Annotated in this window: 9 protein-coding genes and 3 rRNA genes; 10 read left to right on the forward strand and 2 right to left on the reverse strand. The window is 62.4% G+C overall.

Annotated features, from left to right (window positions below):
• The first annotated feature begins 8 nt into the window (after positions 1–8).
• The 6 genes from argF to BJQ94_RS06485 all read left to right on the forward strand — a co-directional run bounded on the left by argF (position 9) and on the right by BJQ94_RS06485 (position 5325).
• The gene (argF, locus tag BJQ94_RS06460; protein ID WP_265399107.1) at positions 9–938 is read left to right on the forward strand and encodes an ornithine carbamoyltransferase; all 930 of its coding nucleotides are present in this window, start codon (positions 9–11) and stop codon (positions 936–938) included.
• A 61-nt stretch (positions 939–999) separates the two neighbouring features.
• Positions 1000–2199, forward strand: coding sequence for an argininosuccinate synthase (locus BJQ94_RS06465; protein WP_066594420.1), 1200 nt, complete (start codon positions 1000–1002; stop codon positions 2197–2199).
• Positions 2200–2207: 8 nt separating this feature from the next.
• Positions 2208–3644: an argininosuccinate lyase gene (gene argH / locus BJQ94_RS06470; protein WP_265399108.1), complete on the forward strand. Its 1437-nt coding sequence runs from the start codon at positions 2208–2210 to the stop codon at positions 3642–3644.
• A 37-nt stretch (positions 3645–3681) separates the two neighbouring features.
• Positions 3682–4281, forward strand: a complete 600-nt coding sequence (locus BJQ94_RS06475) for a DNA-3-methyladenine glycosylase (RefSeq protein ID WP_265399109.1) — start codon at positions 3682–3684, stop codon at positions 4279–4281.
• Between the two features lie 71 nt (positions 4282–4352).
• Positions 4353–4793, forward strand: a complete 441-nt coding sequence (locus BJQ94_RS06480; RefSeq protein ID WP_265399110.1) for a MarR family transcriptional regulator — start codon at positions 4353–4355, stop codon at positions 4791–4793.
• A gap of 67 nt (positions 4794–4860) precedes the next feature.
• The gene (locus BJQ94_RS06485; RefSeq protein ID WP_265399111.1) at positions 4861–5325 is read left to right on the forward strand and encodes an OsmC family peroxiredoxin; all 465 of its coding nucleotides are present in this window, start codon (positions 4861–4863) and stop codon (positions 5323–5325) included.
• Positions 5326–5392: 67 nt separating this feature from the next.
• Here the strand turns inward: BJQ94_RS06485 and BJQ94_RS06490 are convergent, their stop codons facing one another.
• Both BJQ94_RS06490 and BJQ94_RS06495 read right to left on the reverse strand, forming a co-directional pair.
• Entirely contained in the window at positions 5393–6025 is a 633-nt protein-coding gene (locus BJQ94_RS06490) for a hypothetical protein (RefSeq protein ID WP_265399112.1), read from the reverse strand.
• Complete coding sequence (locus tag BJQ94_RS06495) at positions 6022–6708, reverse strand: DNA-binding protein (RefSeq protein ID WP_265399113.1); 687 nt, start codon at positions 6706–6708, stop codon at positions 6022–6024. The genes BJQ94_RS06490 and BJQ94_RS06495 overlap by 4 nt, the downstream gene beginning before the upstream one ends.
• A gap of 140 nt (positions 6709–6848) precedes the next feature.
• On the opposite strand from BJQ94_RS06495, the gene tyrS reads away from it, so the two are divergent.
• From tyrS to rrf, 4 genes are all read left to right on the forward strand, one after another.
• On the forward strand, positions 6849–8150 hold the full coding sequence (tyrS, locus tag BJQ94_RS06500) for a tyrosine--tRNA ligase (RefSeq protein ID WP_265399114.1): 1302 nt from the start codon (positions 6849–6851) through the stop codon (positions 8148–8150).
• Between the two features lie 561 nt (positions 8151–8711).
• A 16S ribosomal RNA gene (locus tag BJQ94_RS06505) occupies positions 8712–10232 on the forward strand.
• Positions 10233–10695: 463 nt separating this feature from the next.
• A 23S ribosomal RNA gene (locus BJQ94_RS06510) occupies positions 10696–13823 on the forward strand.
• 125 nt (positions 13824–13948) lie between these two features.
• Positions 13949–14065, forward strand: a 5S ribosomal RNA gene (gene rrf, locus BJQ94_RS06515).
• Together the 16S, 23S and 5S rRNA genes form the textbook arrangement of a ribosomal RNA operon.
• Positions 14066–14534 lie beyond the last annotated feature (469 nt).

The raw sequence follows: 14534 nt of genomic DNA on the forward strand, positions 1-14534 counted from the left end.
GTGACCCCGTGACCCGCCATTTCCTGCGCGATGACGACATCTCTCCGGCCGAACAGGCCGAGATCCTCGATCTGGCCCTGGAACTGAAGCGAGACCGATTCGCGGTCCAGCCCCTGGCCGGACCGAAAACCGTCGCTGTGATCTTCGACAAGTCGTCGACGCGCACCCGCGTCTCCTTCGCCGTCGGCATCGCCGACCTCGGTGGCAGCCCGCTGATCATCAGCACCGCGAACAGCCAGCTCGGCGGCAAGGAAACCGCCGCAGACACGGCCCGGGTGCTCGAACGCCAGGTCGCCGCCATCGTCTGGCGCACCTACGGCCAGGCCGGCCTCGAAGAGATGGCGCTGAACACCACGGTTCCGGTCGTCAACGCACTGTCCGACGAATTCCACCCCTGCCAGCTGCTCGCCGACCTGCTCACCATGCGGGAGCACCGCGGTGACCTGGCCGGGCAGACCCTCACCTTCCTCGGTGACGGCGCGTGCAACATGGCCCAGTCCTACCTGCTCGCGGGTGCGACGGCCGGCATGCACGTGCGCATCGCCTCGCCGGCCGGGTACACCCCCGACCCCCAGGTCGTGGCGGATGCCGAGGCCATCGCCGCGCAGACCGGCGGCTCCGTCGCCCTCTTCACCGACCCGGCCGAGGCCGTCGCCGGCGTCGACGTGGTCATCACCGACACCTGGGTGTCGATGGGCAAGGAAGAGGAGAAGGCCACCCGGCTCGGCTCGCTCGGCGGCTACCGCGTCGACGCCGCCCTGATGGGTCTGGCCAAGCCGGACGCCCACTTCATGCACTGCCTGCCCGCCGATCGTGGCTATGAGGTCACGGCCGACGTTATCGACGGCCCGCAGAGCATCATCTGGGACGAGGCGGAAAACCGCCTGCACGCCCAGAAGGCCCTGCTCGTCTGGCTGCTCGCGCACAACGCGCGATAACCGCCGACCGAGCAGACCACACCAATAAACTTGAACCAAGAACACATCATGAAGGAGAACCATGGCTGAGCGGGTTGTACTGGCATATTCGGGTGGACTCGACACCTCGGTGGGCATCGGCTGGCTGAAGGACGCCACCGGCAAGGAGGTCGTGGCCCTGGCCGTCGACGTCGGACAAGAGGGCGAGGACATGGATGTCATCCGTCAGCGCGCGCTTGACTGCGGCGCCGTGGAGTCCATCGTCATCGACGCCAAGGACGAATTCGCCAACGACTACATCGTTCCGGCGCTCAAGGCCAACGCGCTGTACCAGAAGCGCTACCCGCTGGTCTCCGCCATCAGCCGGCCGCTGATCGCCAAGCACCTCGCCGCCACCGCCCGCGCCCTCGGCGCCGACAGCGTCGCACACGGATGCACCGGCAAGGGCAACGACCAGGTGCGCTTCGAAGCCGCCGTCACGGCCCTGGCTCCCGAGCTCACGTCGCTCGCCCCGGTGCGCGACTTCGCCCTCACCCGCGACAAAGCCATCGAATACGCCGCGGTGCACAACCTGCCGATCGCGCAGTCGAAGAAGAGCCCGTACTCCATCGACCAGAACGTCTGGGGTCGCGCCGTCGAGACCGGCTTCCTCGAAGACCCGTGGAACGCGCCGATCGAAGACCTCTACACCTACACGCAGGACCCGTCGATCCCGCGCGAGGCCACCGAGATCATCATCACCTTCGACCAGGGCGTGCCCGTGGCCGTCGACGGCAAGCCCGTCACCCCGCTCGAAGCCGTCGTGCTGCTCAACAAGCTCGCCGGCGACCAGGGTGTCGGCCGCATCGACATCGTCGAGGACCGTCTCGTGGGCATCAAGAGCCGCGAGGTCTACGAGTCCCCGGCCGGCATCGCCCTGATCACCGCGCACGAAGAGCTCGAGAACGTCACCGTCGAGCGCGACGTCGCCCGCTACAAGCGCGGCGTCGAAGCCAAGTGGAGCGAACTCGTCTACGACGGCCTCTGGTTCTCCGGCCTGAAGAAGTCCCTGGACGCCTTCATCGAGGACACCCAGAAGTACGTCTCCGGCGACATCCGCCTCAAGCTGCACGCCGGCACCGCCGTCGTCACCGGCCGCCAGAGCAAGCAGAGCCTGTACGACTTCGACCTGGCCACCTACGACACCGGCGACTCGTTCGACCAGTCAATGGCCAAGGGCTTCATCGAGCTGTGGAGCCTGCCCAGCAAGATCGCGGCCCGCCGCGACCAGGCCGCGAAGTAGGCATCGGCATGACCGGTGACAAGAGTGTGAACCGCGCGGGCGAGGCGGGTGCCCTGTGGGGCGGCCGCTTCGCCGGCGGACCGTCGCCGGAATTGGCGCGCCTGAGCAAGTCGACGCATTTCGACTGGCAACTGGCCGGGTACGACATCCGCGGGTCGCGTGCTCACGCACGCGCCCTCGCGGCCGCCGGCTACCTCACCGAGGACGAGCTGGCCGGCATGATCGCGGGTCTGGACACCCTGGACGAGGCCGTCAACGACGGCCGGTTCCAGCCTGCCCCCACCGACGAAGACGTGCACTCCGCGCTCGAGCGTGGACTGATCGACATCGTCGGCACCGAACTGGGCGGCAAGCTGCGCGCCGGTCGCAGCCGCAACGACCAGGTGGCCACCCTGGTGCGGATGCTGCTGCGCGACCACGCCGCCGTCATCGCCGGGCTGCTGATCGACCTCATCGACGCCCTCGCCGCACAGGCCGAGGCCAACGAGCACGCGATCATGCCCGGCCGCACCCACCTGCAGCACGCCCAACCGGTGCTGTTGGCCCACCACCTCTTCGCGCACTGCTGGCCGCTCGTGCGTGACCTCGAGCGATTCACCGACTGGAACAAGCGGGCGAACTTCTCCCCATACGGTTCCGGCGCCCTGGCCGGCAACACCCTCGGCCTCGACGCCGGCATGATCGCCACCGAGCTCGGCTTCGGCGCCGTGGTGGAGAACTCGATCGACGGCACCGCCAGCCGGGACCTGGTCGCGGAGTTCGCCTACATCACCGCCCAGATCGGCATCGACCTGTCCCGCCTGGCCGAGGAGATCATCCTCTGGAACACGCGCGAATTCGGTTTCGTCACCCTCGACGACTCCTACTCCACGGGCTCGTCGATCATGCCGCAGAAGAAGAACCCCGACATCGCCGAGCTCGCGCGCGGCAAATCCGGCCGTCTGATCGGCAATCTCACCGGGCTGCTCACCACCCTCAAGGGTCTCCCGCTCGCGTACAACCGCGACCTGCAGGAAGACAAGGAGCCGGTTTTCGACTCCATCGAAACCCTCGAGGTGCTGCTGCCCGCGTTCACCGGCATGATCGCCACGATCACCTTCCACACCGAGCGCATGGCCGAACTGGCCCCGCAGGGATTCTCCCTGGCAACGGATGTCGCCGAATGGCTGGTCAAACGGCACGTCAGCTTCCGCGACGCGCACGAGATCACCGGCACCATGGTGAAGGTCGCCGAGGCCAAGGGCCTCGACCTGCACGAGATCGACGACGCCGGACTCGCCGAGATCTCCCCGCACCTCACCCCCGAGGTGCGCGAGGTGCTCACCATCCAGGGCTCGGTCACCCGCCGCGACGGCCAGGCCGGCACGGCTCCCGTGCGGGTCGCCGAACAGCGTGCCGCCCTGGTGGCGCGCGTGCGCGGCCTCGCCACGGCGCTGGCCCGCTGAGAACCATGACCGCAGCAGCCTGAGTGGCGGTAAGTGGATGACTGTCGACCGTGACCTGTTCGCGCAGGGCGCGGTCGACGTCGCCCCGCTCCTGCTGGGCGGTCTCCTGCGGCACGGCTCAACGGTGCTGCGCATCACCGAGGTCGAGGCCTACCTGGCCGGAGCCGATCCGGGCTCGCATGCCTTCCGTGGCCGCACTCCGCGCAACAGCACCATGTTCGGCCCTCCGGGGCACCTCTACGCCTACTTCAGCTACGGCATGCACGTCTGCGCGAACATCGTCTGCTCACCGGCGGGCGAGGCATCCGGCGTGCTGCTGCGGGCCGGTGAGATCGTCGCCGGCATCGACGACGCCAGAGAGCGACGCGGTCCGGCTGTCAGCGACCGCGACCTGGCGCGGGGCCCGGCGCGGCTGACCCGGGCGTTGGGCATCCGGCTCGACCAGGATGGCGCCGACCTGGCCGCCGAGCCGTTCGACCTCACCCTGCCCGACACTCCGGTGGCGGCGCTGAGCGGGCCGCGCACCGGTGTGGGCGGCGCGGGCGGCGGTGCCGACTTCTCTTGGCGGTTCTGGATCGCGGGGGACCGCACGGTCTCGGCCTACCGGCGCCACCCCAACCTCGCTGCGCCCGCCTGATCACCCACCATCCGTGCTCCGCATTAGGTTGCACGCAATCTAATTGTGCAAAACCCTGCTAGGGTTCAGAGATGGCCGACACGCAGATGCTTCCCCCCGAGCAGCAGATCTGTTTTGCGCTCTACTCCGCATCCCGGTCGATCACCGGGCGCTACCGCACCCTGCTCGCTCCGCTCGGCATCACGTATCCGCAGTACCTCGCCATGCTCGTGCTCTGGGAAACGGGCACCAGCACGGTCAGCCAGCTCGGTGACCGCTTGCAGCTCGATTCCGGAACGCTGTCACCGCTGCTGAAGAGGCTCGAGTCGCTCGGCCTGGTCACGCGGGGGCGCTCCGAGAGCGACGAGCGCGTCGTGAAGATCGCCCTCACCCCGGCCGGTGACGCGATGCGGAGTCACGCGCCGCACATCGCGGAGCAGATCTGCGCGTCGACCGGGCTGCCCCTGGACGAACTCGTCGACCTGCAGAACCAGATCGCCGCTCTCGCCCAGCGCGTGCGCGCGCTCACCTGACTTTTCCCGACCCGAACCGGCCTTTCCGGCCGGCTCCACCACTCCACCCCACAGAAAAGGACACCGTATGCCCACACGCACCGCACGCACTGGCTGGACCGGAACTCTCGAAGCCGGGGAGGGCCAGGTCGAACTGACCAGCTCGGGCCTCGGCACGTTCGACGTCTCGTTCCCCAAGCGGAGTGCCGACAGCGCGAACGGCTTCACGAGCCCCGAAGAACTGCTCGCCGCCGCCCACTCGGCCTGCTACTCCATGCAGCTCTCGGCCGAACTGGCGGCAGCCGGCGACATCACCATCGAGGCCCTCGACGTGTCGGCCGACGTGAGCCTCGGCGCCGACCCGGCCGGCGGCTTCCGCCTCACCGGCATCCACCTCACCGTGCGCGGCGAAGTGACCGGCATGGACAGCGAGACGTTCCTGGCTGCCGCGGACGCCGCCAAGCTGAACTGCCCCGTCAGCAAGGCCCTCACCGGCGTCGACATCACGCTCGACGCGGTGCTCGAAGAACTCGACGAGGCGCTGCAGGCCTAAGACCCGCACGCAACGAAGCCCGGCCGCTGGAAGCTCAGCGTGCCGGGCTTTGTCATGCCTGAGGAACTCAGGACTGGGCGAGGCTCACCAGGATGGCGCAGGCACAGGCCCAGATGAGGCTCGCGAAGGTGCCGATGATGAAGCGTTCCCTGGCCTCGGAAGACGCCAGCTCGGTGAAGCGGCCGACGCCCTTGATGGCGACGACCACGGCGAGGGCCTCGGGGAAGCCGGCCAGGATCGCGCCGGCGACGGCCAGGCGCTCGAGCACGCCGATGGTGAGTCCGCCGCGCAGCACCTCGTGCACGGCAGGGGCTGCGGATGTGCCGTCGGCATCGACGTCGGCATCCGTGGCCAGTGCAGTTGGCGTGTCGCTGCCGACGAGGATGCCGCCGTGGCTACCCGGTGCCACGGAGTTCTTCGTGGCCAACTGCAGCGCGAGCACGGCCGCCGGGCCGCCGCCGATCACCGCGAGCACGAGGCCGGCCAGGCAGATGACCACGCCGAAGGCCACCGGAGCGCTGCCCACCGGAATGGCGGCGAGCAGCAGTGCGGCGCCGAGGGCTCCGGCCGACGCGATGGCGAACGGCTGCTTGCCGAGCCGGAACGCCAGAATGGCCAGGATCAGCGAGGCCATCGTGACCAGGAGCAGCAGCACCCAGTACAGGTAGAGCACGACGGAGAAGGAATCGAGGAAGGTCATGGGCGGTGGGCGTCCGTTTCGCTGGTGTCGCGGTCGAGGTTGTGTAGCAGCCTAACGAGTGCCGGATGAGCGGCGCGCTCAACTTTCCAGGAGGAGCTCTTCACCCGCTGGCTGACCGCGGCGGTGGAGATTCCCAGGGTGCGGGCGATGGCGGTCTGGGCGAGCCCGCTCTCGAGCAGGTCCACGGCCTCCCAGCCCTCGGCGGTGCGGCGCTGCCGGAGCAGCAGCAGCATGGTCACGAGCGCCTCCACCTCGGCGCCGGTGGAACTGCCGGGGGAGTCGTCCACGTTCCAGGCGATGGAGTCGGCGTCCGCGGTCTCCAGAGGGCCGGACTCCGGCGGCACATCGAGCGCGAATCTTGCCTCAAGCCTCTTCGCCCTGGTCACCGCGGCCCTGGCCGCGATGAAGGCGTCTCCCGTCGCCTGCCGGGTGGTCGCCGGAAGGGGAGTGCGGATCCGCCCGATGCCGAGGCCGATGCTCCAGAATCCGGTGCGGTGCAGATCGAGCAGGATGTTGAACGCATCCGCCGCGGTGGGCACGAGCAGCTGGATCTCGTCTCCGGAGGTCTGGTCGGGCGGCAGCGCGAAGGCCGCCGCGTGCCGGTGCACCAACTCGGCGATCATCTCGCTGGCGCGGTCTCGATCATGGCGGCTGTCGATTTGATCGGCTGTAATCACAAACATGGGTTAAGCCTCCGTCCTAAATGCAGCCTAATCAAGGTTCAAGGATTAATCCAGCCTAATTCAGCCTGGGGGCTTGATCGACCGGCCGTGTCGGATGCGGAATCCCGGGGCTGGGCTGTCGGCGCTGGTAATCTGGCTTCGTGTCAGACCCCAGCATCCTTGCCCAGCAAGCCAACGATCCCACCTTCGCCGACGTTTGGGAGGAAATCTCCTGGCGCGGCCTGGTTCACGTCTCCACAGACGAGGCGGCGCTCCGCGCGCTGCTCGCCGGGGACCCGATCACGTACTACTGCGGCTTCGATCCCACCGCCGCGAGCCTGCACCTGGGCAACCTCGTGCAGCTGTTGCTGATGCGCCGCCTCCAGCTGGCCGGACACCGCCCGCTCGGACTCGTCGGCGGGTCCACTGGCCTCATCGGCGACCCGCGCCCCACGGCCGAACGCACCCTGAACACCCCAGAGGTCGTCAACGAGTGGGTCGGGTACCTGCAGGCGCAGGTCACCCGCTTCCTCAGCGCCGAGGGCGACAATGCCGTGACCCTGGTGAACAACCTCGACTGGACGGCGCCGCTGTCGGCGATCGACTTCCTGCGCGACATCGGCAAGTACTACCGGGTGGGCACCATGCTCAAGAAGGATGCGGTGAGCGCCCGGCTCAATTCCGACGCCGGCATCAGCTACACCGAGTTCAGCTACCAGGTGCTGCAGGGCATGGACTTCCTCGAGCTCTACCGCAGCTACGGCTGTGTGCTGCAAACCGGGGGTAGCGACCAGTGGGGCAACCTCACCAGTGGCACCGACCTCATCCACCGCGCGGAAGGCACCAGCGTGCACGCGATCGGCACGCCGCTGATCACAAACACCGACGGCACCAAGTTCGGCAAGAGCGAGGGCAATGCCGTGTGGCTGGACCCTGCTCTCACGAGCCCGTACGCGATGTACCAGTTCTGGCTCAATACCGATGACTCCGATGTGATCGCCCGGCTCAAGATCTTCACTTTCCTCACCCGTGAGCAGATCGAGGCTCTCGCGGAGTTGGTGGCCACCGAGCCGTTCAAGCGGGAGGCCCAGCGCACACTCGCGTTCGAGGTGACGAGCCTCGTGCACGGTGTCGCGGCAACGGATGCCGCCATCCAGGCCACCCAGGCGCTCTTCGGTCAGGGCGACCTGGCCGACCTCGACCCGGCGACCCTCGAGGCGGCCCTGCGCGCGCTGCCGAACACCACGACTTCCCCGCAGGCGCAGGTCATGCAACTGCTGGTGGACACCGGACTCACCAAGAGCCTGGGCGAAGCGCGGCGTGCGATCGGCCAGGGCGGGGTGTACCTCAACAACGTGAAGGTCACGGACGAGGCGGCCACCGTTGAGGGCTCGGTTCTGCGTGGGGGAGTGGCTGTGCTGCGGCGCGGCAAGAAGACCCTCGCCGGCGTCTTCGTCGAGTAGTCCGGCGCTCGCTCGCGGTATGTGACCGGCAGGTTACGGCGGCATTGCGGGTAAATGTCGATTTCCGACACGCCCGGGATGCTCCCGGGATTGCGGGCCCTCCGGAAGCCGCGTAATGTCATCTCTTGTCACCCCACAGGTGCGGAAAGCCGAAGAGCTTCCCGGCCTCAAGCGGGACCACTTCCAAGTGTGGCAGCGAATTTATTCGTTCTGTCATGCTTGATGGCGTTTGATCCACTCCAAATCTGGGGTAGATCGTAACGACACGAAAACAGAATTACATCGAAGTGCCTCAGTGCAAAGGTCAATTGGCCGGCGGCTGGGTGCGTCCGATCCTTGAGAACTCAACAGCGTGCACAATGTCAAATGCCAAAAACCTCGTGGTTTGGATCCGTTTCTAGCGGTGAAGGGCCAAGAGATTCCTTTGGAAAACATTTAAACAACAAAGCAAGTCAGTAATGATTTGTTCTGTCAGTTTCAAACTTGTGTCTTGTTCGCCTATTCCGGCGGCTGGACACACTAGATGTGCCCACTGAGCTTGCTTGGTGAGGCTATTAAACATTTACGGAGAGTTTGATCCTGGCTCAGGACGAACGCTGGCGGCGTGCTTAACACATGCAAGTCGAACGGTGAAGAGGAGCTTGCTCCTTGGATCAGTGGCGAACGGGTGAGTAACACGTGAGTAACCTGCCCCAAACTCTGGGATAAGCACTGGAAACGGTGTCTAATACCGGATACGAGCTTCAGCCGCATGGCTAGGAGTTGGAAAGAATTTCGGTTTGGGATGGACTCGCGGCCTATCAGCTAGTTGGTGAGGTAATGGCTCACCAAGGCGACGACGGGTAGCCGGCCTGAGAGGGTGACCGGCCACACTGGGACTGAGACACGGCCCAGACTCCTACGGGAGGCAGCAGTGGGGAATATTGCACAATGGGCGCAAGCCTGATGCAGCAACGCCGCGTGAGGGACGACGGCCTTCGGGTTGTAAACCTCTTTTAGTAGGGAAGAAGCGAAAGTGACGGTACCTGCAGAAAAAGCACCGGCTAACTACGTGCCAGCAGCCGCGGTAATACGTAGGGTGCAAGCGTTGTCCGGAATTATTGGGCGTAAAGAGCTCGTAGGCGGTTTGTCGCGTCTGCTGTGAAAACCCGAGGCTCAACCTCGGGCCTGCAGTGGGTACGGGCAGACTAGAGTGCGGTAGGGGAGATTGGAATTCCTGGTGTAGCGGTGGAATGCGCAGATATCAGGAGGAACACCAATGGCGAAGGCAGATCTCTGGGCCGTAACTGACGCTGAGGAGCGAAAGCATGGGGAGCGAACAGGATTAGATACCCTGGTAGTCCATGCCGTAAACGTTGGGAACTAGATGTGGGGACCATTCCACGGTCTCCGTGTCGCAGCTAACGCATTAAGTTCCCCGCCTGGGGAGTACGGCCGCAAGGCTAAAACTCAAAGGAATTGACGGGGGCCCGCACAAGCGGCGGAGCATGCGGATTAATTCGATGCAACGCGAAGAACCTTACCAAGGCTTGACATATAGAGGAAACGGCTGGAAACAGTCGCCCCGCAAGGTCTCTATACAGGTGGTGCATGGTTGTCGTCAGCTCGTGTCGTGAGATGTTGGGTTAAGTCCCGCAACGAGCGCAACCCTCGTCCTATGTTGCCAGCACGTAATGGTGGGAACTCATGGGATACTGCCGGGGTCAACTCGGAGGAAGGTGGGGATGACGTCAAATCATCATGCCCCTTATGTCTTGGGCTTCACGCATGCTACAATGGCCGGTACAAAGGGCTGCAATACCGCAAGGTGGAGCGAATCCCAAAAAGCCGGTCTCAGTTCGGATTGAGGTCTGCAACTCGACCTCATGAAGTCGGAGTCGCTAGTAATCGCAGATCAGCAACGCTGCGGTGAATACGTTCCCGGGCCTTGTACACACCGCCCGTCAAGTCATGAAAGTCGGTAACACCCGAAGCCAGTGGCCAAACCCGCAAGGGATGGAGCTGTCGAAGGTGGGATCGGTGATTAGGACTAAGTCGTAACAAGGTAGCCGTACCGGAAGGTGCGGCTGGATCACCTCCTTTCTAAGGAGCACAGCAGTGCCGTCTGTATACAGCGGAGTAACACTGCCAAGTCATACGAAGACGAATGTTCTTCGATGGCGCTCATGGGTGGAACATTGACATTGATGCGCAGAGTAATGGTTTGAACTAAGTACGCTCCTTCGGGGGTTGGAAAGGTTTGGGCCGGCATGAAACGCATATGCACGCTGTTGGGTCCTGAGGGACCGGAACACGAACCGCTTTCGAGTGGTTGGTGGACTTTTCCTCTGGACCTTTTTCGGTCAGCAGTCGTACTCTTTCGGGGGTCGTTGGTCGTAAGGGGTACCGCCCGTACTTTGAGAACTACACAGTGGACGCGAGCATCTTAAATTTGAACCCTTCGGGGTCAAATTACAAAGATCAACACACTCTTTGAGTGTGTGATCATTGGTCAATTTCGGTCGCGAATTTATTCGCGGCACTTAATCGATTCAAACTCATGTGATTTCAAATTTCTAAGAGCAAACGGTGAATGCCTTGGCATGTAGAGCCGAAGAAGGACGTAGTAATCTGCGATAAGCCTCGGGGAGTTGATAAACGAACTGTGATCCGAGGATGTCCGAATGGGGAAACCCCGCCAGGCCCGCAAGGTGACCTGGTGACTCCCGCCTGAATATATAGGGCGGGTAGAGGGAACGTGGGGAAGTGAAACATCTCAGTACCCACAGGAAGAGAAAACAATAGTGATTCCGTTAGTAGTGGCGAGCGAACCCGGATGAGGCTAAACCGATCATGTGTGATAGCCGGCAGGCGTTGCATGGTCGGGGTTGCGGGACTTTTCTGCTGATTCTGCCGAACAGTGAGCGTTACAAAGTTGTATAGACGAACAGGATTGAAAGCCTGGTCATAGAGGGTGCGAACCCCGTAGTCGAAATGCAGCGATGGCGCGAAGAGTATCCCAAGTAGCACGGGGCCCGAGAAATCCCGTGTGAATCTGTCAGGACCACCTGATAAGCCTAAATACTCCTACATGACCGATAGTGAACAAGTACCGTGAGGGAAAGGTGAAAAGTACCCCGGGAGGGGAGTGAAATAGTACCTGAAACCGTTTGCTTACAAACCGTTGGAGCACCCTTTGTTGGTGTGACAGCGTGCCTTTTGAAGAATGAGCCTGCGAGTTAGTGATATGTGGCGAGCTTAACCCGAGAGGGGAATGCGTAGCGAAAGCGAGTCTGAATAGGGCGATTCAGTCGCATGTCCTAGACCCGAAGCGAAGTGATCTATCCATGGCCAGGTTGAAGCGACGGTAAGACGTCGTGGAGGACCGAACCCACTTCAGTTGAAAATGGAGGGGATGAGCTGTGGATAGGGGTGAAAGGCCAATCAAACTTCGTGATAGCTGGTTCTCTCCGAAATGCATTTAGGTGCAGCGTTGCGTGTTTCTTGCCGGAGGTAGAGCTACTGGATAGCCGATGGGCCCTAAAAGGTTACTGACGTTAGCCAAACTCCGAATGCCGGTAAGTGAGAGCGCAGCAGTGAGACGGTGGGGGATAAGCTTCATCGTCGAGAGGGAAACAACCCAGACCACCATCTAAGGTCCCAAAGCGCGTGCTAAGTGGGAAAGGATGTGGAGTTGCATAGACAACCAGGAGGTTGGCTTAGAAGCAGCCACCCTTGAAAGAGTGCGTAATAGCTCACTGGTCAAGTGATTCCGCGCCGACAATGTAACGGGGCTCAAGCACGCCACCGAAGTTGTGGCATTGATATTTTTGGTAAGCCGCACCCTTGTGGTGTTGGTTCAGCCGTGTTGATGGGTAGGAGAGCGTCGTGTGGCCAGCGAAGCGGCGGTGTAAACCAGCCGTGGAGGCTACACGAGTGAGAATGCAGGCATGAGTAGCGAAAGACGGGTGAGAAACCCGTCCTCCGAAAGATCAAGGTTTCCAGGGCCAGGCTAATCCGCCCTGGGTAAGTCGGGACCTAAGGCGAGGCCGACAGGCGTAGTCGATGGACAACGGGTTTATATTCCCGTACTGATGAAAAACCGTCCAAGCTAATCCAGTAATGCTAAGCATCTGAATCCTCTAGATGGATCCCTTCGGGGTGAAGCGTGAGGCCTAGCGTGCGACCCTATGCTGGTGCGGTTAGCGTATTAACAGGTGTGACGCAGGAAGGTAGCTGAGCCGGGCGATGGTTGTCCCGGTCTAAGGATGTAGGGCGAACGATAGGCAAATCCGTCGTTCATTAAGCCTGAGACCCGATGGGTAGCCCGTAAGGGCGAAATCAGTGATCCTATGCTGCCAAGAAAAGCATCGACGCGAGGTTTTAGTCACCCGTACCCCAAACCGACTCAGGTGATCAGGTAGAGAATACTAAGGAGATCGAGAGAATCGTGGTTAAGGAACTCGGCAAAATGCCCCCGTAACTTCGGGAGAAGGGGGGCCTGAGGCGTGAAGGGATTTACTCCTGGAGCGTTCGAAGGCCGCAGAGACCAGTGGGAAGCGACTGTTTACTAAAAACACAGGTCCGTGCCAAGTCGCAAGACGATGTATACGGACTGACGCCTGCCCGGTGCTGGAAGGTTAAGAGGAACGGTTAGCCGCAAGGCGAAGCTGAGAATTTAAGCCCCAGTAAACGGCGGTGGTAACTATAACCATCCTAAGGTAGCGAAATTCCTTGTCGGGTAAGTTCCGACCTGCACGAATGGCGTAACGACTTCCCAGCTGTCTCAACCGCGAACTCGGCGAAATTGCATTACGAGTAAAGATGCTCGTTACGCGCAGCAGGACGGAAAGACCCCGTGACCTTTACTACAGCTTGGTATTGGTGTTCGGTGTGGCTTGTGTAGGATAGGTGGGAGACTTTGAAGCTTGGACGCTAGTTCAGGTGGAGTCATCGTTGAAATACCACTCTGGTCATATTGGATACCTAACTTCGAACCGTGATCCGGTTCAGGGACAGTGCCTGGTGGGTAGTTTAACTGGGGCGGTTGCCTCCTAAAAAGTAACGGAGGCGCCCAAAGGTTCCCTCAACCTGGTTGGCAATCAGGTGTCGAGTGTAAGTGCACAAGGGAGCTTGACTGTAAGACTGACAAGTCGAGCAGGGACGAAAGTCGGGACTAGTGATCCGGCAGTGGCTTGTGGAAGCGCTGTCGCTCAACGGATAAAAGGTACCTCGGGGATAACAGGCTGATCTTGCCCAAGAGTCCATATCGACGGCATGGTTTGGCACCTCGATGTCGGCTCGTCGCATCCTGGGGCTGGAGTAGGTCCCAAGGGTTGGGCTGTTCGCCCATTAAAGCGGTACGCGAGCTGGGTTTAGAACGTCGTGAGACAGTTCGGTCCCTATCCGCTGCGCGCGCAGGAAATTTGAGAAGATCTATCCCTAGTACGAGAGGACCGGGATGGACGAACCTCTGGTGTGTCAGTTGTTCCGCCAGGAGCACCGCTGATTAGCTACGTTCGGAACGGATAACCGCTGAAAGCATCTAAGCGGGAAGCCGGCTTCGAGATGAGATTTCCATCCCTTAGGGGGAGAGGCTCGCAGCTAGACTACTGCGTTGATAGGCCGGATGTGGAAGTGGGGACTAAAGACCCACGGAGCTGACCGGTACTAATAAGCCGATAATTTGATAACACTCAGTTTGAATAAGCTGCTATGCGTCCACTATGTGGTTCTCGATGTACGGTCGAGAACAAACACATTCCCACGGGAGTGTTCTATAACTAAAAATATAGATTCGATTCACCATCACCAGGTGTTTCGGCGGCTATAGCAAGAGGGAAACGCCCGGTCACATTCCGAACCCGGAAGCTAAGACTCTTTGCGCCGATGGTACTGCAGGGGGGACCCTGTGGGAGAGTAGGACACCGCCGGACTTAACTTAAGTAACACACGAAATGGCCACCCCCAGGGGCGGCCATTTTGCGTTTAACCCACCCCACCCCACCCCGCCCCGCCCGTCCCGCGACCCGTGAGTCAAACCCCCAAAACCCCCGGTTTTCGGGGTCAAACTCACGGCTCGCGAACCGGCTCCGATCGGGAACGCGCCCCTCCCGCTGGTCGAGCTTGTCGAGACCCCGCGAGGCGGCCTCGGGAACGCGCCCCTCCCGCTGGTCGAGCCTGTCGAGACCCCGCGAGGCGGCCTCGGGGACGCGCCCCTCTCGCTGGTCGAGCCTGTCGAGACCCCGCTGGACGGCCTGCGGAACGCACACCGGCACCCCACGCCACCCGCGCACGTCACCGGGTCTCGACGAGCTCGACCAGCGGGTGGGCGCGACCCGCAGACATCCGCCCGCGCGCATCCGCGAACCGTGAGTTTGGCCCCGAAAAGGTGGGGGTTTTGGG

This window comes from Cryobacterium sp. SO2, assembly GCF_026151165.2.
GTDB lineage: Bacteria > Actinomycetota > Actinomycetes > Actinomycetales > Microbacteriaceae > Cryobacterium.

Bases quoted from the DNA above. Each gene is read 5' to 3' on its own strand.
- BJQ94_RS06465 (WP_066594420.1), top strand. From the start codon at position 1,000: ATGGCTGAGCGGGTTGTACTGGCATATTCGGGTGGACTCGACACCTCG.
- argH (WP_265399108.1), top strand. From the start codon at position 2,208: ATGACCGGTGACAAGAGTGTGAACCGCGCGGGCGAGGCGGGTGCCCTG.
- BJQ94_RS06475 (WP_265399109.1), top strand. From the start codon at position 3,682: ATGACTGTCGACCGTGACCTGTTCGCGCAGGGCGCGGTCGACGTCGCC.
- BJQ94_RS06480 (WP_265399110.1), top strand. From the start codon at position 4,353: ATGGCCGACACGCAGATGCTTCCCCCCGAGCAGCAGATCTGTTTTGCG.
- BJQ94_RS06485 (WP_265399111.1), top strand. From the start codon at position 4,861: ATGCCCACACGCACCGCACGCACTGGCTGGACCGGAACTCTCGAAGCC.
- BJQ94_RS06490 (WP_265399112.1), bottom strand. From the start codon at position 6,025: ATGACCTTCCTCGATTCCTTCTCCGTCGTGCTCTACCTGTACTGGGTG.
- BJQ94_RS06495 (WP_265399113.1), bottom strand. From the start codon at position 6,708: ATGTTTGTGATTACAGCCGATCAAATCGACAGCCGCCATGATCGAGAC.